This window comes from Variovorax sp. UC74_104, from assembly GCF_044055375.1.
Lineage (GTDB): Bacteria > Pseudomonadota > Gammaproteobacteria > Burkholderiales > Burkholderiaceae_C > Variovorax.
In genome coordinates this window covers 4102151-4126362 of record NZ_CP171978.1, presented here as the reverse complement: position 1 = coordinate 4126362, position 24212 = coordinate 4102151, and the positions used below count along the sequence as shown (strand labels likewise).

The following is a 24212-nucleotide window of genomic DNA, read 5'->3' as shown; positions in this document are numbered from 1 at the left end:
TGGAGGAAAGAACGATGCGTGTGCTTCCCTGTGTATTTCTCGCGCTGGGCCTGCTCGGCCTGAGCGCCTGCGACAAGGCCAGGGAGGGTTTCTCCGAAGGCTTCGACACCGCCTTCAAGGCCAGCTTCCGGGAGAGCTTCATCGGCAGCTGCGTCAAGAGCGCGGGCGAGCGCGGGAACAAGTCGGAGGAAGAGCGCAAGAAGCTGTGCACCTGCGCGGCCGACGGCGTCATGAAGGACACCTCCGTGGCCGACCTGCAGGACCAGGAAAAGGTCGGGGCGCGAATCGGCCCGATCATCCAGCAGTGCCTGAAGCAGCCTTGAAGCCATGCCGGCGGCCCCGGGCCCGGCACAATCCGTCAGAACTTTTTCGACAAGGCTGTAACCAGCCAGCCCGATGGAACGAAACACCGTAGGCAGCAGGACGAACCCGGGCGACGCGGAAGCGGCGCTGCGCAGCCTGTTCCTTCGCGGCCTCGACGGCGACGCGAAGGCCTACCGCGACTTCCTGCAGCGGCTCAGCGCGCATCTGCGCGCCTTTCTGGGCAAGCGCCTCTTTGGCTGGCCCGATGAAGTGGAAGACCTTGTCCAGGAATGCCTGCTCGCCATGCACAACCAGCGCCACACCTACCAGAGCGACCAGCCGCTGACGGCCTGGGTGCACGCCATCGCGCGCTACAAGATGATCGACCTGCTGCGCGCCAAGTCGGCCCGCGAAGACCTGCATGACCCGCTGGACGACGACCTGGCCGTGTTCGCCGAATCCGCCGAGGAGGCCAGCGACGCGAAGCGCGACCTGGGCGGCCTGCTCGAGACGCTGCCCGAGCGCCAGCGCCTGCCCATCGTGCACGTGAAGATCGAAGGCCGCTCGGTGGCCGAGACAGCGAGCCTGACGGGCATGTCGGAATCGGCCGTCAAGGTCGGCATCCACCGCGGGCTGAAGGCGCTCGCCGCCCGTTTCGGCAACAACTGGGGGGCGGCGGCATGAAGACCGACGACCTGGTCACGATGCTCGCCAACGGCGAAGTGACCGTGCCGCGTGGCCGGCGCCGCGCCAGCTACCGCATCCGGCTGGCCGTGCTGCTGGGGCTGCCGTTCTCGTTCGCAATCCTGTTCGCCGCGTACGGCGTGCGCAACGACATCGTGCAGGCCATGTTCTGGCCGATGTTCTGGGTCAAGGTGCTGTTTCCGCTGTGCATCGCGGCTGCGGGCTTCGTGGCCGCCGAGCGGCTGGGGCGGCCGGGCGTGAAGCCCCGGCATGCCTGGATAGGAGTCGCGCTGCCGGTGCTCGGGGTGTGGGGGCTGGCGGCGATCGCGTGGTTCACTCTGCCGGCCGACCAGCGCATGCCTTCGCTGATGGGGCATTCGTGGCGCATCTGCGCCGCGAGCATCGGGCTGATGGCGCTGCCGGTGTTCGCCGCCGCGCTGGTGGCGCTCAAGGGCATGGCGCCCACGCGGCCCGCGCTGGCGGGCGCGGCGGCTGGGGCGCTGGCCGGCGGCGTCGGGGCGTCGATCTATGCGCTGCACTGCATGGAGCTGACCGCGCCGTTCCTTGCCGTCTGGTACGTGAGCGGGATCGCGGTGCCGGTGCTCGTGGGTGCGTTGCTCGGGCCGCGCCTGCTGCGCTGGTAGGCAGGCAGGTGCTGCCCTTGGGGCTCAGCGCTTCTTGCTGCCGAAGATTCCGCCCAGCACGCCGCGCAGGATCTCCTTGCCCACCGAGGTGCCCATGGTGCGCACCGCCGACTTGGCCATGGTCTGAACCAGGCCGTCGTGCTTGGCGCCGCGCGGGCCGGTGGTACCGAAAAGCATGTCGTTGAGCATGCCTCCCATGCCGGAGCCCGAGGACTCGGCCGTGCCCTTGGCGGCGCCTGGTGCGGCAGAGGCAGGAGCGTCGGGGGCGCTTTCGGCGCGGCCCTTGAGCTTCTCGTAGGCCGATTCGCGGTCCACCGACTTCTCGTAGACGCCGGCGACCAGTGAGCCCGAGATCAGCGCCTTGCGCTGCTCGGGCGTGATCGGGCCGAGCTGGCTGGCCGGCGGCAGCACGAACACGCGCTCGGTCACGCTGGGGCGGCCCTTCTCGTCGAGCAGGCTCACCAGCGCCTCGCCGACCGCAAGCTCGGTGATGGCGGTCTCGATGTCCAGCCCCGGCTTCTGGCGCATGGTGCTGGCGGCGGCCTTCACTGCCTTCTGGTCGCGCGGGGTGAAGGCCCGCAGTGCGTGCTGCACGCGGTTGCCGAGCTGGGCCAGCACCGTGTCGGGAATGTCCAGCGGGTTCTGGGTGACGAAGTACACGCCGACGCCCTTGGAGCGCACCAGCCGCACGACCAGCTCGATGCGTTCCACCAGCGCCTTGGGCGCCTCGTTGAACAGCAGGTGGGCCTCGTCGAAGAAGAAGGCCAGCTTGGGCTGCTCGGGGTCGCCGACTTCGGGCAGCTGCTCGAAGAGCTCCGACAGCATCCACAGCAGGAAGGTGGCGTACAGGCGCGGCGAGTTCATGAGCTTGTCGGCCGCGAGCACGTTCACCACGCCCTTGCCGCCCACGGTCTGCATGAAGTCGGCGATGTTGAGCATCGGCTCGCCGAAGAACTTGTCGCCGCCCTGGGTCTCGATCTGCAGCAGCCCGCGCTGGATGGCGCCCACGCTGGCGGCGCTGATGTTGCCGTACTGGGTAGTGAACTGGCTCGAGTTCTCGCCCACGTACTGCAGCATCGCGCGCAGGTCCTTCAGGTCGAGCAGCAGCAGGCCGTTGTCATCGGCGATCTTGAACACCAGGTTCAGTACGCCGGCCTGGGTTTCGTTCACGTCGAGCATGCGGCCCAGCAGCAGCGGGCCCATGTCGGAGATGGTGGCGCGCACCGGGTGGCCCTGTTCGCCGAACACGTCCCACAGCGTGACGGGGCAGGCTGCGGGCTCGGGCAGCTCGATGCCGCGTTCCTTGAGCGTGGCGGCCAGCTTGTCGCCGATGCTGCCTTTCTGGCTGATGCCGGTCAGGTCGCCCTTGACGTCGGCCATGAACACCGGCACGCCGATGGAGGAGAGCTTCTGCGCAATGGTCTGCAGCGTGACGGTCTTGCCGGTGCCGGTGGCGCCCGTGATGAGGCCGTGGCGATTGGCCAAGCCGGGAAGGAGGTTGCACTCGATGGTGTCATGCCGTGCGATCAGAAGAGGGTCGGCCATGGGGCGCTCCGGGTCGTAACGAAGCGGGTAGTCTAGGGTGAATCGGCACGCGTTCTTCCCTCCGGGCCGGCCCGGTCCGCAGGCCGAATCATCCCGGGGTCCGCCCATGGTGTGCAACAGGGTGAAATAAGTCGAAAGAGTACGTATTTGCGCTGCAGGCGGCTTCGCGGCCGGCCTGGATGGCACTCCTATAATCCACGGCCCGCACGGTGGTTCAGGAATAAGTTTTAGGAGGTTTTTTTGTCATCGACTGCCCAGCCCCCCATTCCCGCCAACGGCGATGCCTCCGAACAGTCGCCGATCGAAAAAGAGCTGGCCGTGCTGCTCGTGAACGCGCTCAATCTCGAAGTGGCCCCCGAGGACATCGTGCCCACCGAGCCGCTGTACGGCGAAGGCCTGGGCCTCGACTCGATCGACATCCTCGAAGTGGCGCTCGAAGTCTCGCGCCGCTATGGCTTCCAGCTGCGTTCGGACGACGAACGCAACCAGCAGATCTTCCAGTCGCTGCGCACGCTCGCGGCTCACGTCGCGCAGCATCGCGTCGCCACCTGATCCCATGTCCCGATGGCGAATAGCGCTCCTGCTGGTGGTGGGTGTCGCATATGCCGGCCTCTCCCACTGGATGACGCTGTTCCACGCGACGCAGCCGTGGGCGGTGGTCGTGCTGCTCGGCCCGCTCTGGCTCGCCGCCATGGGCTTGGCCGGCAGCTGGTTCGGCCGATGGGGCGTCGCCATTGCCGCGGTTGCGGGCATCGGTGGCTTCTCGCTCGTCTTCCTGGGTGAGGCGGGCGACCCCAACCGGCTGTACGTGATGCAGCACGTGGCCATCAACGGCGCGCTGTGCGGCTGGTTTGGCTCCACGCTGCGCGGCAAGGGCCTGCCGCTGATCACGCAGTTCGCGCAGCGCGTGCATCCGCTGCGCGGCCACATGCTCTCCTACACCACGCAGCTCACGCGCATCTGGACCGGCTTCTTCGCGGTGATGGTGGCGGCCTCGATCGTCATCTACCTCACACGGCCGTTCTCCGACTGGTCGCTGTTCGCCAATGTGCTGTCGCCCGTGATGGTGACGCTGCTTTTCGTGGGCGAACACCTGGTGCGCTACCGGCTGCATCCCGAATTCGAACGCACGCGCCTCGTGGACGCGGTGCGCGCGTTCTACGGCACGTCGTCGGTTGACACCAGCCCCGGCGGCCAATGACACAGGCGCCGCCCGCGTGACGACAGACGACACCCGCTTCCTCCCGCTGCTCGCGAACCGCGACTTCGACGCCCCCCTCGCATGGCGCGCTGGCGAGCCGGTGAGCGCGCGCCAGTTCCTGGCCGATGTGGCCCGCTTCGCGCCCGCGCTGCCGGCCGAGGGCGATGCCGTCAATCTCTGCGGCGACCGATATGCCTTCGCGGTGAGCCTGGGCGCGGCGCTGGTGCGCGGCCGCGCGAGCATGCTGCCGCCCGATGCGCGGCCCGACACGATCTCGCGGCTGCTCGAATCCCGCGGCTCGCCGCTTTTCGCGCACACCGACGCCTCGCACATCCAGACGCCGGGCATGGAGCGGCTGTTGCTCGAGGGACTGGCCGGTCCGGCGGGGAATGCCGCCGTGGCCGTGCCGCGCATCGACGCGGGCATGCACGCCGCCAGCCTGCTGACCTCGGGCTCCACCGGCGTCCCCCAGCCGCACGCGAAGACCTGGCGCACGCTGGTGGGCGATGTGGAAGTGGCCGTCAAGCGCCTGTGCCGGGTGCTGGAGCGCCCGAGCCTGGAGGGCCTGACGCTGGTGGCCACCGTGCCGGTCCAGCACAGCTACGGGCTGGAGTCTTCCGTGCTGCTGGCCATGCTGGGCGGCGCGATCTTCGAGAGCGGCCGGCCGTTCTTTCCGGCCGACGTCGCGAAGACGCTGGCTTCCGTGCCCCGCCCGCGCGCGCTGGTGACCACTCCTTTCCACCTCAAGACGCTGCTGCTGTCGGGCATCGAGCTGCCGCAGGTCGACCTGATCCTCTCGGCCACCGCGCCGCTGTCGCCGCAGCTCGCCCTGCAGGCCGAGCAGGCGATGGGCGGCGTGCTGCTCGAGATCTACGGCAGCACCGAGTCGGGCCAGGTCGCCACGCGCCGCACCACCGACAACGAGATCTGGGAGACCTTCGGCGAGATCCGCGTGCATGCCGAACCCTCGGCCGATGGCGGCCCCGAGCGCTTCGTCTTCAGCGGCGACTTCATTCCCGAGCCCACGCCGATGGCCGACGTGCTCGAACTGCTCGACGAGCGGCGCTTCCGCCTTTTCGGCCGCGCCAACGACCTCATCCATGTGGCCGGCCGGCGCAGTTCGCTGGCGCACCTGAACTTCCACCTCAACAGCATTCCGGGCGTGGACGACGGCGCCTTCTGGCTGCCCGACGAGGTGGCCGACGGCGTGGTGCGGCCGGTGGCCTTCGTGGTCGCGCCGACGCTCTCGGCCGGCGAGATCATCGCGGCCCTGCGGCAGCGGCTGGAGCCCGTTTTCGTGCCGCGGCGCGTGGTGCAGGTGAAGAGCTTTCCGCGCGAAGGCACGGGCAAGCTCACCGTGCGGGCGCTGCGCGAATTCGCGCTGGCGCAACTGGCGGAAGACGACACGCCGGTGCAGATGGCGCACGAGGTGCCGGTCGATCACCCGGCGTTCGCGGGCCACTTCCCGGGCCAGCCGCTGCTGCCGGGCGCGCTGGTGCTGGCCGAGGTGATGGAAGCCATTCGCCGCGTGCCGGCGCTGGCGGCGCGGCTGGGCGAGCATCCGACGCTCGCCGCCGCCAAGTTCCTGGCGCCCGTGCGGCCCGGCGCGGTGCTTTCCATCGAGCTGAATCCCGAGGCCGGAGCCGCCCGGGGCGTGCGATTCGACGTGCGCTGCGACGGCGCGGTGGCTGTCACCGGCCGCTGGACGGGCATGCAAGAGTCGGCGTGATGAAGCACACCGAAGTGGAGACGCGCGCCGTGGACGAGGCGGACCGCACCGCACAGGCCGCGCCCAAGGCCGCGCACAAGGGCGAGAGCGGCGCCTGGGCGCATGCGCCCGAGCGCAGCAACATGCTCGCGCTGCGCTTCATCGTGATGATGGCGCTGGTGTTCGGCCGCCACGTCACCCGGCTGCTGCTGCCGCCGATCGCGCTGTACTTCCTGCTCTTCGCGCCGGCGCAGCGCCGCCACATCAAGCGCTATCTGTTCCGCGCCATCGGGCCGCGGGCGGGCTGGGTCGACGGTTTCCGGCTGCTGCATGCCTTCGCGTCCACCGTGCTCGACCGCGTGTATTTCCTGCGCGGGCGCATGGATCTCTTCAAGGTGAAGATCGAGGGCAACGAGCCGCTCGACGTCGAACTGGCGAACGGGCGGGGCGCCTTCCTGCTCGGCGCCCACGTCGGCAGCTTCGAGGCGCTGGGCGCCTGCAAGCAGCAGACGCACCAGCGCCACATGCGCCTGGCGATGCTGATGTACCCGGACAACGCGCGGCGCATCACCGGCATCCTCAATGCCATCGCGGTGCCCGAGCTGCGACCCCACGTCATCGCGCTGGGCCGGCCGCACTCGATGCTCGAGCTGCGCGACTGGCTCGACGGCGGCGGCATGGGCGGCATGCTGGCCGACCGCACGCTGCCGGGCAGCGAAGACCAGCCGGCGCACCAGCGCGGCAACAACATCGTGCTGCCGTTCCTCGGGCAGCCCGCCGTCTTCAACGACGGCCCCTTCCGCCTGGCCGCGCTGCTGCGCCGCAAGGTGTTCTTCATGGCGGGGCTCTATGGCGGAGGCGCGCGCTACGATGTCCGGTTCGACCCGCTGGCCGACTTCGGCGAGCGGGCCGCGAGCCCCGCGGAGCGTGAGCAGCGCATCCGCGAGGCCGTCGAAGCCTACGTGGCGCGCCTGGAGGCGATGTGCCGCGCGTACCCCTACAACTGGTTCAATTTCCATGATTTCTGGCTCGAAGATGCGGCTTGACCGGCTTTGCAGGGCATTCGTGCTCGCACTGGCCTTCTGCGCCGTGCCGGCCTGGGCGGCGTTCGACCTGCCCGAGCTGATGACGCTGCTGGCAAAGCAGAAGAGCGGGGAGGCCCGCTTCACCGAACAGCGCTTCGTACATGGCCTCGAAGGCCCGCTCGACGCCAGCGGCACGCTGAGCTTCGACGCGCCGGACAAGCTGGTGCGCCGCACGCTGTCGCCGCGCATCGAGACCATGGCGGTCGAGGGCAACACGCTGACGCTCTCGCGCGGCGGGCGCAACCGCACGCTGGCGCTCGACAGCATGCCCGAGCTGCTGGGGCTGGTCGAAGCCATGCGCGGCACGCTGACTGGCGACGGCGCCACGCTGCAGCGCTACTTCCGCAGCACCGTCTCGGGCTCCGCCGCCAAGTGGACGCTCGACCTCACGCCGCTGGACAGCCGCCTTGCAGCGCAGGTGCGCAGCATGCGCATCAGCGGCCGCGCGAGCGACGTGCTGGGGCTGGAGATGGAATTCGTCGGCGGCGACCGCTCGGTCATGAACATCACCCCGGGGGCGGCCGCTTCCGCTCCCGCGCCGGCCGGCGCTCCCGGACGCACCACGCCGTGATGCAGACGGGGCAACTGCAGCAGTCGGGCGGCCCGCCCGACTGGCGGCGCAGGGCAGTCGTGCTGCTGGCATGGCTGCTGGTGCTGCTGTGCGGCGTGGTGGTGATCGCGCGCACGCAGATCGGCGCCGATCTCTCGGCCTTCCTGCCCAAGAGCCCCGACGTGCGCCAGCGGGTGCTGATCGAGCAGCTGCAAAGCGGCGTCGCCTCGCGCACGCTGATGCTGGGCATCGAAGGCGGCAGCGTGGAGCAGCGGGCGGCAGTATCGCGCGCGGTGGCGAAGGAAATGCGCCAGAGCAAGCTCTTCGAGCTGGTCCAGAACGGCGACGTCAGCGACTGGAGCGACAGCGGCACCTGGGTGTTCCAGCACCGCTACCAGCTCTCGCCCGGCGTGAATCCCGGGCATTTCACCGTCGAGGGCCTGCGCGATGCCATCAACGAAACGCTGTCGATGCTGGGTACCCCGGCCGGCAACGTGATCAAGCCCTTCCTCGACCGTGACCCGACCGGCGAAACCCAGCGCATCGCCATGGAACTGGTGCCCGCGAGCTCGCCGCGCAGCGAGGACGGCGTGTGGATGTCGCGCACCGCGCCGCGCGCGCTGATGATCGCCACCACGCGTGCCGCCGGAAGCGACCTCGACGCGCAGGCCGTGGCCATCGCGCGCGTGCACGCCGCCTACGAGGCCGCAGTGCGCGACATGGGTGCCGAGGCCCCCAAGCTGCTGCTGAGCGGTCCGCCGGCGTTCTCGGTGATGAGCCGCGACAAGATCAAGACCGAGGCGATCCACCTCGCGGTGGTGGGCGGCATCGTCATGGGCGGGCTGCTGCTGCTGGCTTTCGCCTCGCCGCGCGCGCTGGTCATCGCCTTCCTGCCGGTGGCCACGGGCGTGGTGATCGGCACCGCTAGCGTGAGCCTGGTGTTCGGCTCGGTGCACGGGCTCACGCTGGGCTTCGGCAGCACGCTGATCGGGGAGACGGTGGACTACGCCATCTATTACCTGATCCAGGCGCGGCAGGCAGGGGCGGGCGCGGTGGCCGGCACCGGCTGGCAGCGCTGGCGCGACCTGAACTGGCCCACGGTGCGGCTCGGGCTGCTGACCTCGGTATGCGGCTTCGCGGCGCTGGTGTTCTCTGGCTTCCCGGGGTTGGCGCAGTTGGGCGTGTTCTCGATCGCGGGCCTGGTCTCGGCCGCGCTGGCCACGCGCTACGTGCTGCCGGTGCTGGCTCCCGATGGCGCCACCGGCATGGGCATGCGGCGGTACATGGCGCAACTCGCGGGCGCGCTGGTGCGCGGCCTGCCGAGCCTGCGCTGGCCGCTGGCGGCGCTGGGCGTGGCCGCACTGGCGCTGGTGCTGTGGCAGGGCGGCCATCTGTGGCGCGCCGACCTCGGTGCGATGAGCCCGGTGCCCAAGGCCTCCCAGCAGCTCGACGAGATGCTGCGCAACGACATCGGCGCGAGCGATGGCGGCGTGCTGGTGGTCGCCTACGGCGACGACGAGCAGGCCGCGCTGCGCCACACCGAGGCTGCCGCCGCGCGGCTGGACGCGCTGGTCGACAGCGGCGAGCTGGTCGGCTACGAGACCGTTACCCGCGTGCTGCCGAGCCTGGAGGTGCAGAAGGCGCGCATCGCCGGCCTGCCCGATGCCGAAACCCTGCGAGCCAACCTGGCCGAAGCAACCAAGGGCCTGCCGCTGCCGGCCTCGCGGCTCGGCCCCTTCCTGGCCGACGTGGAGGCCGCGCGCAAGCTGCCGCCGGTGCAGCGTGCCGAACTGGCCGACGGGCCGCTTGGCCCGATCCTGAACACGCTGATGTACGAGCGTCCCGGCGGCGGCTGGGGCACGCTGGTGGTGCTGCATCCAGGCGCGAAGTTCGACCAGGGCCGTCTCGAAGCGGCGCTGGCGGGGCTGCCCGAGGTGCAGGTGGTCGACGTCGGGCGAGAGCTCGCGAGCCTCTACCAGCGCTATCTGCACGAAGCCTTCGTGCAGGTGCTGCTCGGTGCGCTGGCCGTCGTGGTGCTGCTCGGCATCTACCTGCGTTCGTGGCGCCGGCTGCTGGCCGTGTGCCAGCCGCTGCTGTTCGCGGTGGTGCTCACGCTGGGCGGCATGGCGGTGCTGCAGGCGGCGCTCGGCATCCTGCACCTGGTGGGCTTGCTGCTGATCGTGGCGGTGGGCTCGAACTACGCGCTTTTCTTCGACCAGCTGCGCACCACTGGCCGGGCCGACGAGGACACGCTGGCCTCGCTGATGCTGGCCAACCTGACGACGGTGGTGTCCTTCGGGCTGATCGCCATCTCGGACATTCCGGCGCTGTCGTCCATCGGCCGGGTGGTCGCGCCGGGGGCGCTGCTGGCGCTGCTGCTGTCGGCGGCTTTTGCACGGCGAGTGGGGCCTTCGAAGGCTTCGCGCGGCGCATGAGGGGAAAATCCGGCCCCATGTCTTCCGTGCCTGCATCCACCGAATCCTGGCCCTGGCCGCCGGCCATCCGCGCCAGTGCCGCGTGGCACGTCGCAGCCATCGGCGCGGGCGTGCTGGTGCCGGGCGCCTTGCCCTGGGCCGTGGGCGCGATCGTGCTGAACCACGCGCTGATCACCGGCGCCGGCCTCACGCCGCGCAGCAGCCTGCTGGGCCCCAACGTCACCCGCCTGCCCGAGGCGGCCGCGGCGCGTCGCGAGGTCGCCATCACCATCGACGACGGCCCGGAGCCCGAAGTCACGCCGCACGTGCTCGACCTGCTCGACGCCCATGGACAGCGCGCCACCTTCTTCTGCATCGCCGAGCGGGTGCTGGCGCAGCCGGCGCTGGCGCGCGAGATCGTCGCGCGCGGCCACAGCATCCAGAACCACACGGCGCGGCACCGGCACAACTTCTCGTTCCTCGGGCCGCGCGGTTTCGCAGCCGAGATAGCGCGGGCGCAGGACATCCTCGCCGACGTCACCGGCCAGCGCCCGACCTGTTTCCGCGCGCCGGCCGGCCTGCGCAACCCTTTCCTCGAACCCGTGCTGCACCGCCTCGGCCTCTCGCTCGTGAGCTGGACGCGGCGCGGCTTCGACACCCGCGAGGGCGACGCCGCCAAGGTTATGGCGCGCCTGAGCCGCAACCTGCAGGCGCGCGACATCCTGTTGCTGCACGACGGCAACGCCGCGCGCACCGCTGCGGGACAACCTGTTTTGCTGGAGGTATTGCCCTTGTTGCTCGAACGCCTGCGCGCTGATGGTTTGCGCGCCGTGACCCTGCCCGAAGGCCTGAAGCCATGAGCGCGGTGATGTCGTCTTCGTCGTCGACCGAGACCGCCTGGCGCGAGCTGCACGAGGCCGCGACCATCCCCTACAAGAAGAGCGGCAGCTTCGCCTGGCACTTCGCGCGCGGCAAGCTGGGGCGCGACCCGGTGTTCCGCGGGCTGCTCGAACGCAGGCTGTTCGGCGAGCAGCACCAGCGCGTGGTCGACATCGGCTGCGGCCAGGGCCTTTTCGCGAGCCTGCTGGCTTCGATGAGCGCGATGCAGAAGCAGGGCCGTTGGCCGTCGTCGTGGGCAGCCACGCCGCACGGCGCCGACTACACCGGCATCGAACTGATGCCCAAGGACGTGGCGCGCGCCGAGGCCTCCATCGGCCATCTGGAGCCCGCGCCCCGGCTGGTCTGCGCCGACATGTGCAAGGCCGAACTGCCCGACTGCGATCTGGTTGTGATCCTCGACGTGCTGCACTACGTGAACCTCGAGGCGCAGGAAGGCGTGCTGCTGCGCGTGCGCGATGCGTTGCGCCGTGGCGGCAACCCGCACGCCCGGCTGCTGCTGCGCGTGGGCGATGCGTCCAGCCGGCGCGGCTTCGCGATCAGCCAGTGGGTGGACCGCACGGTCACGCGCATCCGCGGCCACAAGGTCTCGCCGACCTGGGGACGGACGCTGGCCGAATGGACGGCGGTGCTGGACAGCCTGGGCTTCCGCGTGCAGAGCATTCCGATGAGCGAGGGCACTCCCTTCGCCAACGTGCTGCTGGTGGCCGACCTGGAGCCGGCTGCTTGACCGCGCCGCAGACGCTCGACCGCGCGGGCATCGCCCGGCGCATTCCGCACAGCGGCAGCATGTGCCTGCTGGAGCGGCTCGAAGGCTGGGACGCCGACACCATCCGCTGCAGTACCACCACCCATTCGCAGGCCGACAACCCGCTGCGCACCGAAAGCGGCCTGCTGGCGCCGAACGCCATCGAATACGCCGCGCAGGCGATGGCCCTGCACGGCGGTTTGCTGGCGGAAGAGGGCAGCGCGCCCTCGGCCGGTTTCCTCGCGAGCGCGCGCAACGTGAAGCTGGCGGTGGCGCGGCTGGACGACGTCGCCGGCGCCTTGCAGGTCGCGGCCCGGCGCCTGTCGGGCGACGACCGGCAGATCCTCTATGAATTCACGGTGAAGGCCGACGACGGCCGCATGCTGGCTGAAGGCCGTGCCGTGGTGGTCCTGAACACCCCGCTGGCAGCAGCAGAAAGCACGGCGACGCCATGAGTCTCGAAGGAAAACGCGCACTGATCACCGGTGCCAGCGGCGCGCTCGGCGCCGCCATGGCCGAACGCCTGGCCCGCGACGGCGCGACGGTGCTGCTGCACGCCAACTCGCGGCCCGAGGCGGTCGAGCAACTGGCGGCATCGATCACGGCCGCGGGCGGCAAGGCCGAATGCCATGTCTTCGACCTGTGCAGCGACGAGGCCGCCGCCGCGGCATGCACGCGCATCCTCGAAGGCGGGCCGGTGCAGATCCTGGTCAACAACGCGGGCGTGCACGACGACGCCGTGCTGCCCGGCATGCGCGCCGACCAGTGGCACAAGGTGATCGACGTGTCGCTCAACGGCTTCTTCCGCGTCACGCAGCCCTTGCTGCTGCCGATGATGCGCACGCGCTGGGGGCGCATCCTGAACATCTCGTCGGTGGCGGCCATTGCGGGCAATCGCGGGCAGGTCAACTACGCCGCGGCCAAGGGGGCGCTGAACAGCGCGACCAAGGCGCTCTCGCTTGAGGTCGCCTCGCGCGGCGTGACGGTGAACGCCATCGCGCCGGGGATCATCGCGTCGCCGATGGCCGACGCAGTGTTCGACCCCGCCGTCATCAACCAGATGGTGCCGGTGAAGCGCGCCGGAACGCCGCAGGAAGTGGCGGCGCTGGCCTCGTTCCTCGCGAGCGAGGAGGCGGGCTACATCACGGGGCAGGTGATCTCGATCAACGGCGGGATGATCTGAAGCCCCGGCAACGAACCTACAGCGGCAGCGTATCGAAGGCCGCGTAGGCCGTCGCCAGCCACGACTTCACGCGCTGGCGCTCCAGCAGCCCCAGCGCATGCGGCCCTTCGCGGTCGTTCACGGCCTTCCAGAAGCTGGTGTTCTGCGCATCGATCTTGCGCATGCTCGCGTCGTGCAGGCGGGGCAGGGCGATCACGCGCGCGCCGTTGGCCGCGGCCTTCGCGAGCGACTGCGAACCCAGCAGCATGCCGAAGTCGCTGCCGCGGCCGTAGTTCTGCACCACGATGTAGTTGGGGCGGTTGCCGAAGGTGTCGATCAGCGTGCCGAGCAGGTCGGTCGAGTCCTTGCCGTCGTCCAGCACATGCCAGAAGTTGACGGTGACGCCGATCTCGGCGAACACGTCGAAGAGGTCGGATTCCTTGATCCAGCGCGCGAGCGGCGCCAGCGTCTGCGCCGCGAGGTCGACGATCACGCTCTGCTGCGGGTTCGTCTCGAAGCCGTTGACGACCGTATCGAGCCCTTCGAAGCTGTCGACCACCACCGGCGAGGCGAAGCCTTCGTAGAAGCGGGTGAACGAGCTGTGCGAGCGGTCGGTGTCGAAGCCGGTGAAGGGCCGGCTGTGGTCGATGAAGTACTGGGCCAGCACGCGCGCGGTGACCGACTTGCCTACGCCGCCTTTTTCGCCGCCGATGAAATTGATGGAGCTCATGAGTTGCTGCTGCCTCGAATGGGTTGAGGAGGGGGAGGGCCGGGCCATTCTAGGGGTCGGCTTTCTCCTTCGATTCGTCGCCTCTTGCGATCGCGTAACGGCTTGCAGCAAGAGGCGCGCCCGGCGGGCTCACTTGGGCACGAGCGTGAAAAGCGGCATGACCACCCCCATCACCCAGTTCTGCCCGAAGTCGAGCGCCGCTCGGCGGTACTTCTCGTCGGCCTGGGCCGCGAGCAGGTCGAGCCGTGCAACCACCTTCGACAGTTCGCGGTCGGCCACGAGGTTGCGGCCGCGGTCGCTGATCTCGGTGGCCAGAAGCAGCGGCTGGCCGTCGGGGCCGGTCTTGGAGGAGATGAGCCACAGCGAGATCTCGAAGTTGCGTGCGGCCCTGAAGCTGTTCTCGGCGTTGACGCCGTCGAGCATGGTCTGGTCCCAGGTGTCGCCGTTGGCTTGCTTGAGCATGGTGGCCCAGCCGTAGACCAGCGCCGCCACGCGGTCGCCCTGGTAGCCCTGCGGAGTGGTGTCGAAGGCCATGCGGATGGCATCGATGCCGCTGGCGCCCTTGAGTTCGGGCAGGGGCGGTCCCTTGAGCACCGCGTCCCAGGAGCGCTGGATGGCTTCGTCCATGCTGGCCGCCGACTTTCGCCATTCGCGCGGGTTGCGCTTGTAGAGCGTGCTCTGCACCCGGCGCACCGACTGCAGGTTGTCGCGCAGCGACAGGTTGGCGATGCGGTTGGCGCCGGACTGGAGCCATTCCTGGTTGTTGTAGGGCTCGGCGCGCTCGGTGTCGCGCATCGACGAACAGCCTGCGGTGCCCAGCGCGACGGCCATGCCCGCCAGGAGGCAGGCCCATCGTGCGGCGAGGGGTGAAACCGGGGAATCGTGCATGCCCTGACGTTATCATCCACGGCTGGGGCGGCGGCCTGCTGCAAGCTGCGGGCCCGTGCAATTTTCCTTACAAATCAATACCTTGGCGGTACAGCCAAGGCAGGCCGACAAGTCGTGCGTCTTAATTCCATCAAGCTATCGGGCTTCAAGTCGTTCGCCGAACCCACCAACTTCATGCTGCCGGGCCAACTGGTGGGCGTTGTCGGGCCCAACGGTTGCGGCAAGTCGAACATCATGGATGCGGTGCGCTGGGTGCTCGGCGAATCGCGCGCCTCGGAGCTGCGCGGCGAGTCGATGCAGGACGTGATCTTCAACGGCACGACCACCCGCAAGCAGGCCAGCCGCTCGAGCGTGGAACTGGTGTTCGACAACGCCGACCATCGCGCCGGCGGCCAGTGGAACCAGTTCAGCGAGATCGCCGTGCGCCGCGTGCTCACCCGCGACGGCACCAGCAGCTACTACATCAACAACCAGCCGGTGCGCCGCCGCGACGTGCAGGACGTGTTCCTGGGCACCGGCCTCGGCCCCCGCGCCTACGCCATCATCGGCCAGGGCACGATCAGCCGGATCATCGAATCCAAGCCCGAAGAACTGCGCCTCTTCCTAGAAGAAGCCGCCGGCGTCTCCAAGTACAAGGAGCGCCGCCGCGAAACCGAGAACCGCCTGGGCGACACGCGCGAGAACCTCACGCGGGTCGAGGACATCCTTCGCGAACTCAACGCCAACCTCGAGAAGCTCGAGAAGCAGGCCGAGGTGGCCGCGCGCTACAACGCGCTGCAGGGCGACGCCACGAAGAAACAGCACCAGCTGTGGTTCCTCAAGCGCAGCGAGAGCAACGCCGACCAGGCCAAGATCAAGGCCGACTCCGAGCGCGCCATCAACGACCTCGAATCGCGCACGGCCGACCTGCGCCACATCGAGGCCGAGCTCGAAACCGTGCGCCAGGCGCACTACGGCGCCGGCGACCAAGTCAACCAGGCGCAGGGCAAGCTCTACGAGGCCAGCGCCGAAGTCGGCCGGCTCGAAGGCGAGATCCGCTTCGTGGTCGAGGGCCGCCAGCGCGTCGAGCAGCGCCTGATCCAGCTGCGCGAGCAGATGGGCCAATGGGGCCGCCGCCGCGAAGAGGCCGAGGCCGAGATCGAGACCCTGGCCGGCGCTGGCGTGGATGCGGAAGAGCAGGCCATCATGCTGGCCGCCCAGCTCGAAGAGCACGACGCGCGCCTGCCCGATCTCGAAGAGGCTGTGCAGCGCGCGCAGGACGAGGCCAATGCCCAGCGCACGACCGTGTCGCAGGTGCAGCAGCAGATCCAGGTGCTGGCCGCCGACCAGCGCAACATCGAGGAACAGAGCCGCCAGCTCACCATGCGCAGCGAACGCCTGCGCGCCGACCAGAATGCGCTGGCCGCGCCCGATGAAGCCCGCCTGCTCGAAATGCAGGAGCAGCACGCGATGGCGCAGGAGGCCGCGAGCGAAGCCGACGCGCGCCTGCAGGAGCTGCAGGAAGCCGTGCCGCAGCTCGACGACGACCGCCGCGCGAAGCAACTGGCCGTCAACACCGAAGGTGCCCGCCATGCCGAGTTCTCGGCCCGTCTCGAGGCGCTGCGCGCGCTGCAGGAAAAGGTCAAGACGGACGGCAAGCTGGCTCCCTGGCTCGCCAAACACGGCCTCGACGGCCTGCAAGGCCTGTGGAGCCGCATCCACATCGAACAGGGCTGGGAGAACGCGCTCGAAGCCGCGCTGCGCGAGCGCCTGGGTGCGCTCGAAGTCAGCCGGCTGGAAATGGTGCGCGCCTTCGGCAACGACGCGCCGCCAGCCAAGCTGGCCTTCTACAGCCCGCCGGCCGCAGCCGTGCCCGAGGGCTCGGCAACGCTGCCGCGCCTTTCGAGCTTGCTGCGCCTGAACGATGCCGGCCAGCAGGCGCTGCTGAGCGACTGGCTGCATGGCTGCTACACCGCCGCCAGCTTCGAGGAAGCGCTGGCCCAGCGCGGTTCGCTGCAGCCCGGCGAGGTCATCTATGTGCGCAGCGGCCATGCCGTCTCTGCGCACAGCGTCAACTTCTACGCGCCCGATTCCGAGCAGGCCGGCCTGCTGGCCCGCCAGCAGGAAATGGAAAACCTGGAGCGCCAGCTGCGCGCCCAGACGCTCATCACCGAAGAGGCGCGCACTGCGCTGGTCCGCGCCGAAGCCGCCTATGCGGATGCGGCTTCGCGCCTCGTCACGGCCCGGCGCGAAGCCGCCGAGACCCAGTCGCGCGCGCACGAACTGCAGGTCGAGACGCTGCGCATGACGCAGCTCGCCGAGCAGACCCGCGCCCGCAGCCAGCAGCTGGCCGCCGACCTCGGCGAAGTCGACGCGCAGCTCGAGGAACTGCAGGAAAGGCGCATCGCAGCCGAAGGCCGCTTCGAGGAACTCGACATGCAGCTGGCCGACAGCCAGGAACGCCATGCCGAACTCGACGAGCGCGTGATCGAAGCCAACCGCGCGCTGGCCGCGAGCCGCGAGCAGCATCGCAGCCTCGAACGCCAGGCGCAGGAGGCCACCTTCTCGCAGCGCACGCTCGAAGCCCGCCGCGCGGAGCTCAACCGCTCGATCGAAACCGCCGCGCAGCAGACAGTGGCGCTCACCGACGAAGACGAGCGCGCCCGTGCCGAACTGAGCCGCCTGTCCGACGCCGCGGCCCAGGCCGGCCTGCAGGACGCGCTGGCGCTCAAGCTCGAACGCGAGGCCGCGCTGGGCGCGGCGCGCAGCCAGTACGACGACCTCACGCTCAAGTTGCGCGCCAGCGACGAGCGCCGCCTGCAGCTCGAGCGCGAGCTCGACCCGCTGCGCCAGCGCATCACCGAGTTCCAGCTGAAGGAGCAGGCCGCGCGCCTGGGCGTCGAGCAATACCAGCAGCTGCTCGACGACGCCGGCGCCGACCTCGAAGCCGTCGAGCAGTCGATCGAGACCGAGAAGGTAAAGCTCACCGGGCTGCAGAGCGAAATCGACCGCCTCAACCGCGAGGTGGTCGCGCTCGGTGCGGTGAACCTTGCCGCGCTCGACGAACTCGCCATCGCGAGCGAGCGCAAGACCTTCCTCGACGCGCAGTCGGCCGACCTGAACGAAGCCATCGGAACGCTGGAAGACGCCATCCGCAAGATCGACGCCGAGACGCGCGACCTGCTGGGCGGCACCTTCAAGATCGTCAACGAGCACTTCAGCCGGATGTTCCCGGAGCTCTTCGGCGGCGGCAATGCCAAGCTCATGATGACCGGCGACGAGATCCTCGATTCCGGCGTGCAGGTGATGGCGCAGCCTCCCGGCAAGAAGAACCAGACCATCCACCTGCTGTCGGGCGGCGAGAAGGCGCTCACGGCCATCGCGCTCGTGTTCGCCATCTTCCAGCTGAACCCGGCGCCTTTCTGTTTGCTCGACGAAGTGGACGCGCCGCTGGACGACGCCAACACCGAGCGCTATGCCAAACTCGTCTCCGCCATGAGCCGCGAAACCCAGTTCCTCTTCATCAGCCACAACAAGATCGCCATGGAAATGGCCGAACAGCTGATCGGCGTGACGATGCAGGAGCAGGGCGTCTCGCGCATCGTGGCGGTCGACATGGAGTCGGCGGTGTCCATGGTCGAAGCCGCATAAGCCGGGCGGCAACGATCCATGAGCAATCTCACACTCGCCCTGGCAATCTTCGGCGGCCTCGTTCTCGCGGCCGTCGTCGGCTACGAGGCCATGATGTCGCGCCGCAATGCGCCGCGGCAACCCGACGCGGTCGATGTCGCGCTCGACGAGGCCGAGCGCGCGCTGGCCGCAGGCGCCGACGACGTGGAGCCGGTGCTTCATGTCGATCCCAACAAGGTGCAGGTCGCCGACCGGCATGAGCCGCTGTTCGACCCCGACCTCCCGGCGCCCAGCGGCGTACCTGTGCCTACTGCCGAGCGTCGCGGCGGACTCGATCCACTGATCGACGTGATCGCGCCGATCTCGCTCGACGGCCTGGCCTCGGGCGATGCCGCCATTGCTGCCATGCCCTCGACCCGCCGGGCCGGCAGCAAGCCGGTGGCCATCGAGGGCCTGAACGAGCACACGGGCCAGTGGGAGCCTCCCGTTCCCGGCCAGCGCTACAGCGCCTTCCAGGTCGGCGTGCAACTGGCCAACCGCACGGGCGCGCTCAACGAGATCGAGTATTCCGAGTTCGTGGTCAAGGCCCAGGCCTTCGCCGACGCGGTCAACGGTGCTCCCGAGTTCCCCGAGATGCTCGACGAAGTGGCGCGTGCCCGCGAACTCGACCAGTTCGCCAGCGCGCACGATGCGCAGCTGAGCTTCGTGCTGCGTGCGCTGCATGCGGCCTGGAGTCCCGGCTACGTGCAGCAGAACGCCGCACGGCTGGGCTTCGTGGCGGGCATCATTCCCGGGCGCATGGTGCTGCCGGCCAGCGAGGCCGGCCTGCCGCCGATCCTCGGGCTGGCCTTCGACACCCAGGCCGCACTGGCCGACGATCCGGCCCAGTCGGCCATCCGCGAACTCAGCCTGAGCCTGGACGTGCCGCAGGTCGACCGTGCCGAGGAGCCTTTCCGCCGCATGCGCGAAGCCGCCGCCACGCTGGCGCGCGAGATGGACGGCGTGGTCACCGACAGCGACGGCCAGCTGCTGCGCGACGAGACCATGGACGTCATCGGCGCCGACCTCGAACAGCTCTACGACACGCTCGACGGGCGCGACCTTGCCGCCGGGTTCTCCGCTGGCGCGGCGACTCTTCAGCTGATTTCGATTCCTCCCCGGGAGACACCATGACGACGCGCGACGAAGCGGCACGCGAAGCCGCCGCACTGAGCGAACAGCTCCACAGGCACGCCCATCTCTACTACGTGCTCGACGCGCCCGAGCTGCCGGACGCGGAGTACGACAAGCTCTTCCAGCGCCTGCAGGCCATCGAAGCCGAGTTTCCCGATCTGCGCACGTCCGATTCGCCGACCCAGCGCGTCGGCGGCAAGGTGCTCGATGGCTTCGTGAAGGTGCGCCACAAGGTGCCGATGCTGTCGATCCGCACCGAGACCGACATCACGCCCGGCGGCGCGAGCGCCTTCGATGCGCGCGTGCGCCGGGAACTGGGCCTGGCCGAGGACGGGCCGCAGGTCAGCTACGTCTGCGAGCTGAAGTTCGACGGCCTCGCCATGAACCTGCGCTACGAGAACGGCGTGCTGGTGCAGGCCGCGACGCGCGGCGACGGCGAGGTGGGCGAGGATGTCACGCAGAACATCCGCACGGTTCGCGAGATTCCGTTGCGGCTCAACGGCAAGGCGCCGCCGGTGGTCGAGGTGCGCGGCGAGGTCTACATGAAGCGCGCGGACTTCGACGCGCTCAACGAGCGCCAGCGCCAGAAGATCGCGGACGGGCAGAAGAACGAGAAGGTGTTCGTCAATCCGCGCAATGCGGCGGCCGGTGCGGTGCGCCAGCTCGATCCGGCGATTGCCGCGGCGCGGCCGCTGAGCTTTTTTGCCTACGGGCTGGGCGAGGTCACGCCGGCGGCCGAGGGCGGGCCCGAGTGGCCTACGCAGTTCGACTGGCTGCAGCAGTTCCACGAATGGGGCTTCCCGGTCGCCACGCAGACGGCGCGCGCCACCGGTGCTATCGAACTCATAGCGTTTCACGAGAACATCGGCCGCCAGCGCGATGCCTTGCCGTACGACATCGACGGCGTGGTCTACAAGGTCGACAGCATCGAGCTGCAGCGGCAGCTGGGTTTCGTCTCGCGCGAGCCGCGCTGGGCCGTGGCCCACAAGTACCCGGCCCAGGAGCAGCTGACCGAGGTGGTCGGCATCGAGATCCAGGTCGGGCGCACAGGCAAGCTCACGCCGGTGGCCAAGCTGGCGCCGGTGTTCGTCGGCGGGGTGACGGTGACCAACGCCACGCTGCACAACGAGGACGAGGCCCGCCGCAAGGACGTGCGCGTGGGCGACACGGTGATCGTGCGCCGCGCCGGAGACGTGATTCCCGAAGTGGTCGGCGTCGCGCCTGAAAGCCTGGCCAAGCCCGACGACCAGCGCGGCGCGGTCTTCACGATGCCGCACAAGTGCCCCGTCTGCGGCTCGGAAGCGGTGCGCGAGGAGGGCGAGGTCGACTATCGCTGCACGGGAGGCCTGTTCTGCGCGGCGCAGCGCAAGGAGGCGATCCTGCATTTCGCGGCGCGGCGCGCGGTGGATGTCGACGGGCTCGGCGACAAACTGGTAGAGCAGCTCGTCGACTCGAACCTGATCCGCACCTTGCCCGATCTCTACAAGCTGGGCTTTATCACGCTGGCGGGGCTGGATCGCATGGCGGAGAAGTCGGCGAAGAACCTCGTCGACGCTCTGGAGGCCTCGAAGAAGACCACGCTGCCGCGCTTCCTGTTCGGCCTCGGCATCCGCCACGTGGGTGAGAGCACCGCGAAGGACCTGGCCAAGCACTTCGGCAAGCTGGACTCGATCATGGATGCGACCGAGGAACAGTTGCTCGAGGTGAACGACGTCGGCCCGGTGGTGGCGCAGAGCCTGCGCACCTTCTTCGACCAGCCGCACAACCGCGAGGTGGTCGAGCAGCTGCGCGCGTGCGGGCTGACGTGGGAGGAGGGCGAGCCGGCGGCCAGGGCGCCGAAGCCGCTGGCGGGCCTGACCTTCGTGATCACCGGTACCCTTCCTACGCTGAGCCGCGACGAGGCGAAGGATAAATTGGAGGCGGCTGGCGCGAAGGTGTCCGGCTCGGTCAGCAAGAAGACCCACTACCTGGTGGCCGGCGAAGAGGCCGGGAGCAAGCTCGAGAAGGCGCGCGAAGCCGGCGTGGAGATCATCGACGAGGCGCGTATGCTGGAGATCCTCGCCAACGGCGTTCCGGCGGCCTGAACGGGGCGCAGTCGGCAAAGGCGGCGGCCGGTCCTCTTTACCGGCCGTTACGCGACTTCATCGGAGCGCAGTCAACAGGGTCTAAAACCTGGCGTTGAAAGCTAATTGAAGGCCACAAGGAGAGTCCCTCATGAAAAGAATTCGAGTTCTCGGTGCCTGTGCAGCAGTCGGCGGCGTCGTGCTGCTGTCGGGCTGCGTGGGCGTGCCCGCCGATCCCTACTACGGCGGAGGCTATGGCGGGGGCTATTCGTCGGGGCCTTACTACAGCGAACCGGCGCCCGTGGTGGTGCCGGCACCGGTCTACATCAACGGCGGCGGCTACTACGAGCGGCGTCCGCGCTATTACGACAGGCCTTACTACGATCGCCCGAACTATCCAGCCCGCCCGCCGGTATGGGGCGGCGGTAGCCGGCCGGTGCCGCCGGTCGTGGTGCCTCGTCCGCCAGTCACGGGTGGCGGCCCCGGCTCCATCCCGACGCCGCCGCGCGGCAACGCGCGTCTGTGGACCTCGCCCGACTCCAACACCCAGACCCCTCCCTGATTCCCTTGGGGAGTGGAGACCGGAGGCCGTCGCGATAATCCCGCCATGGCCATCCGCGAAATCCTGAAAATGGGCGACCCACGGCTGCTGCGCATCGCGCAGCCGGTCGCCACCTTCGACACCGACGAACTGCACATGCTGGTGCGCGACATGTTCGAGACCATGCATGCGGTCAATGGCGCCGGTCTTGCCGCGCCGCAGATCGGCGTCGACCAGCAACTGGTGATCTTCGGCACCGATGTCGTGAACCCCCGCTACCCCGACGCGCCGCCGGTGCCTCGCACCGTGCTGCTGAACCCCGTCATCACGCCGCTGAACGACGAGGAAGAGGAGGGCTGGGAAGGCTGCCTGTCGGTGCCGGGCCTGCGCGGCGTGGTGCCGCGCTTCGCCAACATCCGCTATACCGGGTTCGATCCGTATGGCGACCCGATCGACCGGGTCGCCACTGGCTTCCATGCGCGCGTGGTGCAGCACGAGGTCGACCATCTCCTGGGCAAGCTCTACCCGATGAGGGTGCGCGATTTCTCGCGCTTCGGCTACACAGAGGTCCTGTTTCCGGGCCTCGATGCGTCCGACGACGACTGAGCCCGCTCAGTTGTACTTGCTGCTCAGCGCGAAGCGGCCGCCGCCCATGAAGGCGAGGCCGAGCGCCGCGGCAAGGAACATGCCCTGCAGTTCCAGCGCCCATCCGCCTTGCTTGCCCAGCGCGCCCAGTTCCTTGGTGTGGACCAGCGCGATCGCCACCAGCATGTTGATGGCCACGATCCAGGCGGCGGGACGCGTGTAGAGGCCGATGATCAGCAGCACGGGCGCCACCACTTCCCCGATGTAGACCAGGTAGGCCAGTGCTCCCGGCAGGCCATGCTGGGCCAGCATGCCCGAGATGAAGCCGACGCCGCCTTGCAGCTTGGCGATGCCATGCAGCAGGATCAGCACGCCAAGCGAAACGCGCAGGATGAACTTGCCGGTGTCGTCGGATTTGACCATTGTGTGGATTCCCATTGAGTGGTTGTTGAAGGGCCGTATGGTAGTGAACCCGCGGCGCTTCCAGCCAGCCCGACGAGGTGCATATGCATCCAACCCGGAGTTCTTTGGCAGAGTCCGGCGTCGGCCCGTACACTGCCTTTTGCTTACCGTTGTTGATGAGGAGAACACCAATGATGAACAAACCCTTCCGACCGGCGTTGCTCGCCGGCGCCTGCCTCGCCGCCCTGGCCTTTGCAACCCCTGCCTTCGCCGGCAAGACGCTCGATGCGGTCAAGCAGCGCGGCACCGTCAAGTGCGGCGTGACCAACGGCGTGGCCGGCTTCTCGGCGCCCGACACGCAGGGCAACTGGTCGGGCCTCGATGTCGACACCTGCCGCGCCATCGCGGCTGCCGTGCTCGGCGACGGCAAGAAGGTCGACTTCGTGCCGCTCAATTCGCAGCAGCGCTTCTCGGCCCTGCAAGCCGGCGAGATCGACATCCTCGCGCGCAACACCACCTGGACGCTCACGCGCGATGCCTCGCTGGGCTTCAACTTCACCACCATCACCTACTACGATGGCCAGGGCTTCCTGGTGCCCAAGAAGCTCAAGGTGACGAGCGCCAAGCAGCTTAAGAACGCAACCATCTGCACCCAGTCGGGCACGACCAACGAGAAGAACGTGTCGGATTACTTCCGCGCGCAGGGCATTCCGGTGAAGACGGTGGTGTTCGAGAGCTTCGAGGCTTCGTTCAAGGCCTTCTTCTCGGGCCGCTGCCAGGCCTTCACGACCGACGCGTCGGCGCTGGCCGGCCTGCGCAACAAGGAAGCGACCAACCCCGACGACTACATCATCCTGCCCGAGCTGATCTCCAAGGAGCCGCTGGCGCCGCTGGTGCGTCGCGGCGACGACGAGTGGTTCGCCATTGCCAAGTGGGTGCCCAACGCGCTCATCGAGGCAGAGGAATTCGGCGTCACGCAGGCCAATGCCGACGAGCTCAAGGCCAGCAGCAAGGACCCTGCGCAGCAGCGCCTGCTCGGTGCCGGCGAAGACCTCGGCAAGCTGCTGGGCCTCGACAAGGACTGGTCCTTCCGCGCGATCAAGGCCGTGGGCAACTACGGCGAGATCTTCGAGCGCAACGTCGGACCGAAGTCGGTGCTGAAGCTGCCCCGTGGCTCCAACAACCTCTGGAGCAAGGGCGGTCTGATCTACGCTCCCCCCGTGAGGTAAGGCCACCCCCAGGCTTCGCGCACTTCGTGTCGCTTCGCCAACCCCCTCGCC

22 protein-coding genes and 1 pseudogene are annotated in these 24212 nt (G+C 69.0%); 19 read left to right on the top strand and 4 right to left on the bottom strand.

Annotation, left to right across the window (positions count from 1 at the left end; translation table 11 throughout):
- The first annotated feature begins 14 nt into the window (after positions 1 to 14).
- The 3 genes from ACHMXA_RS19365 to ACHMXA_RS19355 all read left to right on the top strand — a co-directional run bounded on the left by ACHMXA_RS19365 (position 15) and on the right by ACHMXA_RS19355 (position 1631).
- Entirely contained in the window at positions 15 to 323 is a 309-nt protein-coding gene (locus ACHMXA_RS19365) for a hypothetical protein (protein ID WP_176664238.1), read from the top strand.
- A 73-nt stretch (positions 324 to 396) separates the two neighbouring features.
- Positions 397 to 987 carry a sigma-70 family RNA polymerase sigma factor gene (locus ACHMXA_RS19360; RefSeq protein WP_395316231.1) on the top strand — a complete coding sequence of 197 codons (591 nt, stop codon included), beginning with the start codon at positions 397 to 399 and terminating at the stop codon, positions 985 to 987.
- Positions 984 to 1631 (top strand): NrsF family protein, encoded by a 648-nt coding sequence (locus ACHMXA_RS19355; protein WP_395316230.1) that lies wholly within the window; start codon positions 984 to 986, stop codon positions 1629 to 1631. Before ACHMXA_RS19360 ends, ACHMXA_RS19355 begins: the two co-directional genes overlap by 4 nt.
- A gap of 24 nt (positions 1632 to 1655) precedes the next feature.
- Here ACHMXA_RS19355 and ACHMXA_RS19350 read toward each other — a convergent pair whose 3' ends face one another.
- Positions 1656 to 3176, bottom strand: a complete 1521-nt coding sequence (locus tag ACHMXA_RS19350; protein WP_395316229.1) for a helicase HerA-like domain-containing protein — start codon at positions 3174 to 3176, stop codon at positions 1656 to 1658.
- Between the two features lie 240 nt (positions 3177 to 3416).
- Between ACHMXA_RS19350 and ACHMXA_RS19345 the strand changes: the two genes are divergently transcribed.
- Genes ACHMXA_RS19345 through fabG form a run of 10 tightly spaced genes read left to right on the top strand, consistent with a single transcriptional unit; the run spans position 3417 to position 12962 of the window.
- On the top strand, positions 3417 to 3728 hold the full coding sequence (locus tag ACHMXA_RS19345) for a phosphopantetheine-binding protein (RefSeq protein WP_093194980.1): 312 nt from the start codon (positions 3417 to 3419) through the stop codon (positions 3726 to 3728).
- Between the two features lie 4 nt (positions 3729 to 3732).
- Positions 3733 to 4377 (top strand): hypothetical protein, encoded by a 645-nt coding sequence (locus tag ACHMXA_RS19340; RefSeq protein ID WP_395316228.1) that lies wholly within the window; start codon positions 3733 to 3735, stop codon positions 4375 to 4377.
- 16 nt (positions 4378 to 4393) lie between these two features.
- Positions 4394 to 6106, top strand: coding sequence for an AMP-binding protein (locus tag ACHMXA_RS19335; RefSeq protein WP_395316227.1), 1713 nt, complete (start codon positions 4394 to 4396; stop codon positions 6104 to 6106).
- Positions 6106 to 7131, top strand: coding sequence for an acyl-CoA synthetase (locus ACHMXA_RS19330; RefSeq protein WP_395316226.1), 1026 nt, complete (start codon positions 6106 to 6108; stop codon positions 7129 to 7131). The genes ACHMXA_RS19335 and ACHMXA_RS19330 overlap by 1 nt, the downstream gene beginning before the upstream one ends.
- Positions 7121 to 7741, top strand: a complete 621-nt coding sequence (locus ACHMXA_RS19325; RefSeq protein WP_176664378.1) for a LolA-related protein — start codon at positions 7121 to 7123, stop codon at positions 7739 to 7741. The genes ACHMXA_RS19330 and ACHMXA_RS19325 overlap by 11 nt, the downstream gene beginning before the upstream one ends.
- Positions 7741 to 10155 (top strand): MMPL family transporter, encoded by a 2415-nt coding sequence (locus tag ACHMXA_RS19320; protein ID WP_395316225.1) that lies wholly within the window; start codon positions 7741 to 7743, stop codon positions 10153 to 10155. Before ACHMXA_RS19325 ends, ACHMXA_RS19320 begins: the two co-directional genes overlap by 1 nt.
- A 17-nt stretch (positions 10156 to 10172) precedes the next feature.
- The gene (locus ACHMXA_RS19315) at positions 10173 to 10994 is read left to right on the top strand and encodes a polysaccharide deacetylase family protein (RefSeq protein ID WP_395316224.1); all 822 of its coding nucleotides are present in this window, start codon (positions 10173 to 10175) and stop codon (positions 10992 to 10994) included.
- A complete protein-coding gene (locus ACHMXA_RS19310; protein WP_395316223.1) occupies positions 10991 to 11761 on the top strand; it encodes a class I SAM-dependent methyltransferase in 771 nt (256 codons plus the stop codon). Before ACHMXA_RS19315 ends, ACHMXA_RS19310 begins: the two co-directional genes overlap by 4 nt.
- The gene (locus tag ACHMXA_RS19305; RefSeq protein WP_395316222.1) at positions 11758 to 12234 is read left to right on the top strand and encodes a hydroxymyristoyl-ACP dehydratase; all 477 of its coding nucleotides are present in this window, start codon (positions 11758 to 11760) and stop codon (positions 12232 to 12234) included. Before ACHMXA_RS19310 ends, ACHMXA_RS19305 begins: the two co-directional genes overlap by 4 nt.
- Complete coding sequence (gene fabG / locus ACHMXA_RS19300; protein ID WP_395316221.1) at positions 12231 to 12962, top strand: 3-oxoacyl-ACP reductase FabG; 732 nt, start codon at positions 12231 to 12233, stop codon at positions 12960 to 12962. Before ACHMXA_RS19305 ends, fabG begins: the two co-directional genes overlap by 4 nt.
- Positions 12963 to 12978: 16 nt before the next feature.
- On the opposite strand, the gene ACHMXA_RS19295 is transcribed toward fabG, so the two are convergent.
- Positions 12979 to 13671 carry a mobilization protein gene (locus ACHMXA_RS19295; RefSeq protein WP_395316220.1) on the bottom strand — a complete coding sequence of 231 codons (693 nt, stop codon included), beginning with the start codon at positions 13669 to 13671 and terminating at the stop codon, positions 12979 to 12981.
- 129 nt (positions 13672 to 13800) lie between these two features.
- Positions 13801 to 14559 carry a hypothetical protein gene (locus tag ACHMXA_RS19290; RefSeq protein ID WP_176664223.1) on the bottom strand — a complete coding sequence of 253 codons (759 nt, stop codon included), beginning with the start codon at positions 14557 to 14559 and terminating at the stop codon, positions 13801 to 13803.
- Positions 14560 to 14673: 114 nt separating this feature from the next.
- Between ACHMXA_RS19290 and smc the strand changes: the two genes are divergently transcribed.
- The 5 genes and pseudogenes from smc to def all read left to right on the top strand — a co-directional run bounded on the left by smc (position 14674) and on the right by def (position 22551).
- Entirely contained in the window at positions 14674 to 18189 is a 3516-nt protein-coding gene (smc, locus tag ACHMXA_RS19285; RefSeq protein ID WP_395316219.1) for a chromosome segregation protein SMC, read from the top strand.
- 18 nt (positions 18190 to 18207) lie between these two features.
- Positions 18208 to 19312, top strand: a pseudogene (locus ACHMXA_RS19280) (cell division protein ZipA C-terminal FtsZ-binding domain-containing protein).
- A 25-nt stretch (positions 19313 to 19337) separates the two neighbouring features.
- Positions 19338 to 21425 carry an NAD-dependent DNA ligase LigA gene (gene ligA / locus ACHMXA_RS19275; RefSeq protein WP_395316218.1) on the top strand — a complete coding sequence of 696 codons (2088 nt, stop codon included), beginning with the start codon at positions 19338 to 19340 and terminating at the stop codon, positions 21423 to 21425.
- A gap of 130 nt (positions 21426 to 21555) precedes the next feature.
- Positions 21556 to 21966, top strand: a complete 411-nt coding sequence (locus ACHMXA_RS19270) for a hypothetical protein (protein ID WP_395316217.1) — start codon at positions 21556 to 21558, stop codon at positions 21964 to 21966.
- Between the two features lie 45 nt (positions 21967 to 22011).
- Entirely contained in the window at positions 22012 to 22551 is a 540-nt protein-coding gene (gene def, locus ACHMXA_RS19265) for a peptide deformylase (protein ID WP_395316216.1), read from the top strand.
- A 6-nt stretch (positions 22552 to 22557) separates the two neighbouring features.
- Here the strand turns inward: def and ACHMXA_RS19260 are convergent, their stop codons facing one another.
- A complete protein-coding gene (locus tag ACHMXA_RS19260) occupies positions 22558 to 22953 on the bottom strand; it encodes a DoxX family protein (RefSeq protein ID WP_176664217.1) in 396 nt (131 codons plus the stop codon).
- A gap of 173 nt (positions 22954 to 23126) precedes the next feature.
- Here ACHMXA_RS19260 and ACHMXA_RS19255 point away from each other — a divergent pair, with 173 nt between their 5' ends.
- Complete coding sequence (locus ACHMXA_RS19255) at positions 23127 to 24161, top strand: amino acid ABC transporter substrate-binding protein (RefSeq protein WP_395321326.1); 1035 nt, start codon at positions 23127 to 23129, stop codon at positions 24159 to 24161.
- Positions 24162 to 24212: the final 51 nt, after the last annotated feature.

Bases quoted from the DNA above. Each gene is read 5' to 3' on its own strand.
- ACHMXA_RS19365 (WP_176664238.1), top strand. From the start codon at position 15: ATGCGTGTGCTTCCCTGTGTATTTCTCGCGCTGGGCCTGCTCGGCCTG.
- ACHMXA_RS19360 (WP_395316231.1), top strand. From the start codon at position 397: ATGGAACGAAACACCGTAGGCAGCAGGACGAACCCGGGCGACGCGGAA.
- ACHMXA_RS19355 (WP_395316230.1), top strand. From the start codon at position 984: ATGAAGACCGACGACCTGGTCACGATGCTCGCCAACGGCGAAGTGACC.
- ACHMXA_RS19350 (WP_395316229.1), bottom strand. From the start codon at position 3,176: ATGGCCGACCCTCTTCTGATCGCACGGCATGACACCATCGAGTGCAAC.
- ACHMXA_RS19340 (WP_395316228.1), top strand. From the start codon at position 3,733: ATGTCCCGATGGCGAATAGCGCTCCTGCTGGTGGTGGGTGTCGCATAT.
- ACHMXA_RS19330 (WP_395316226.1), top strand. From the start codon at position 6,106: ATGAAGCACACCGAAGTGGAGACGCGCGCCGTGGACGAGGCGGACCGC.
- ACHMXA_RS19325 (WP_176664378.1), top strand. From the start codon at position 7,121: ATGCGGCTTGACCGGCTTTGCAGGGCATTCGTGCTCGCACTGGCCTTC.
- ACHMXA_RS19320 (WP_395316225.1), top strand. From the start codon at position 7,741: ATGCAGACGGGGCAACTGCAGCAGTCGGGCGGCCCGCCCGACTGGCGG.
- ACHMXA_RS19315 (WP_395316224.1), top strand. From the start codon at position 10,173: ATGTCTTCCGTGCCTGCATCCACCGAATCCTGGCCCTGGCCGCCGGCC.
- ACHMXA_RS19310 (WP_395316223.1), top strand. From the start codon at position 10,991: ATGAGCGCGGTGATGTCGTCTTCGTCGTCGACCGAGACCGCCTGGCGC.
- fabG (WP_395316221.1), top strand. From the start codon at position 12,231: ATGAGTCTCGAAGGAAAACGCGCACTGATCACCGGTGCCAGCGGCGCG.
- ACHMXA_RS19295 (WP_395316220.1), bottom strand. From the start codon at position 13,671: ATGAGCTCCATCAATTTCATCGGCGGCGAAAAAGGCGGCGTAGGCAAG.
- ACHMXA_RS19290 (WP_176664223.1), bottom strand. From the start codon at position 14,559: ATGCACGATTCCCCGGTTTCACCCCTCGCCGCACGATGGGCCTGCCTC.
- ligA (WP_395316218.1), top strand. From the start codon at position 19,338: ATGACGACGCGCGACGAAGCGGCACGCGAAGCCGCCGCACTGAGCGAA.
- ACHMXA_RS19270 (WP_395316217.1), top strand. From the start codon at position 21,556: ATGAAAAGAATTCGAGTTCTCGGTGCCTGTGCAGCAGTCGGCGGCGTC.
- def (WP_395316216.1), top strand. From the start codon at position 22,012: ATGGCCATCCGCGAAATCCTGAAAATGGGCGACCCACGGCTGCTGCGC.
- ACHMXA_RS19260 (WP_176664217.1), bottom strand. From the start codon at position 22,953: ATGGTCAAATCCGACGACACCGGCAAGTTCATCCTGCGCGTTTCGCTT.
- ACHMXA_RS19255 (WP_395321326.1), top strand. From the start codon at position 23,127: ATGAACAAACCCTTCCGACCGGCGTTGCTCGCCGGCGCCTGCCTCGCC.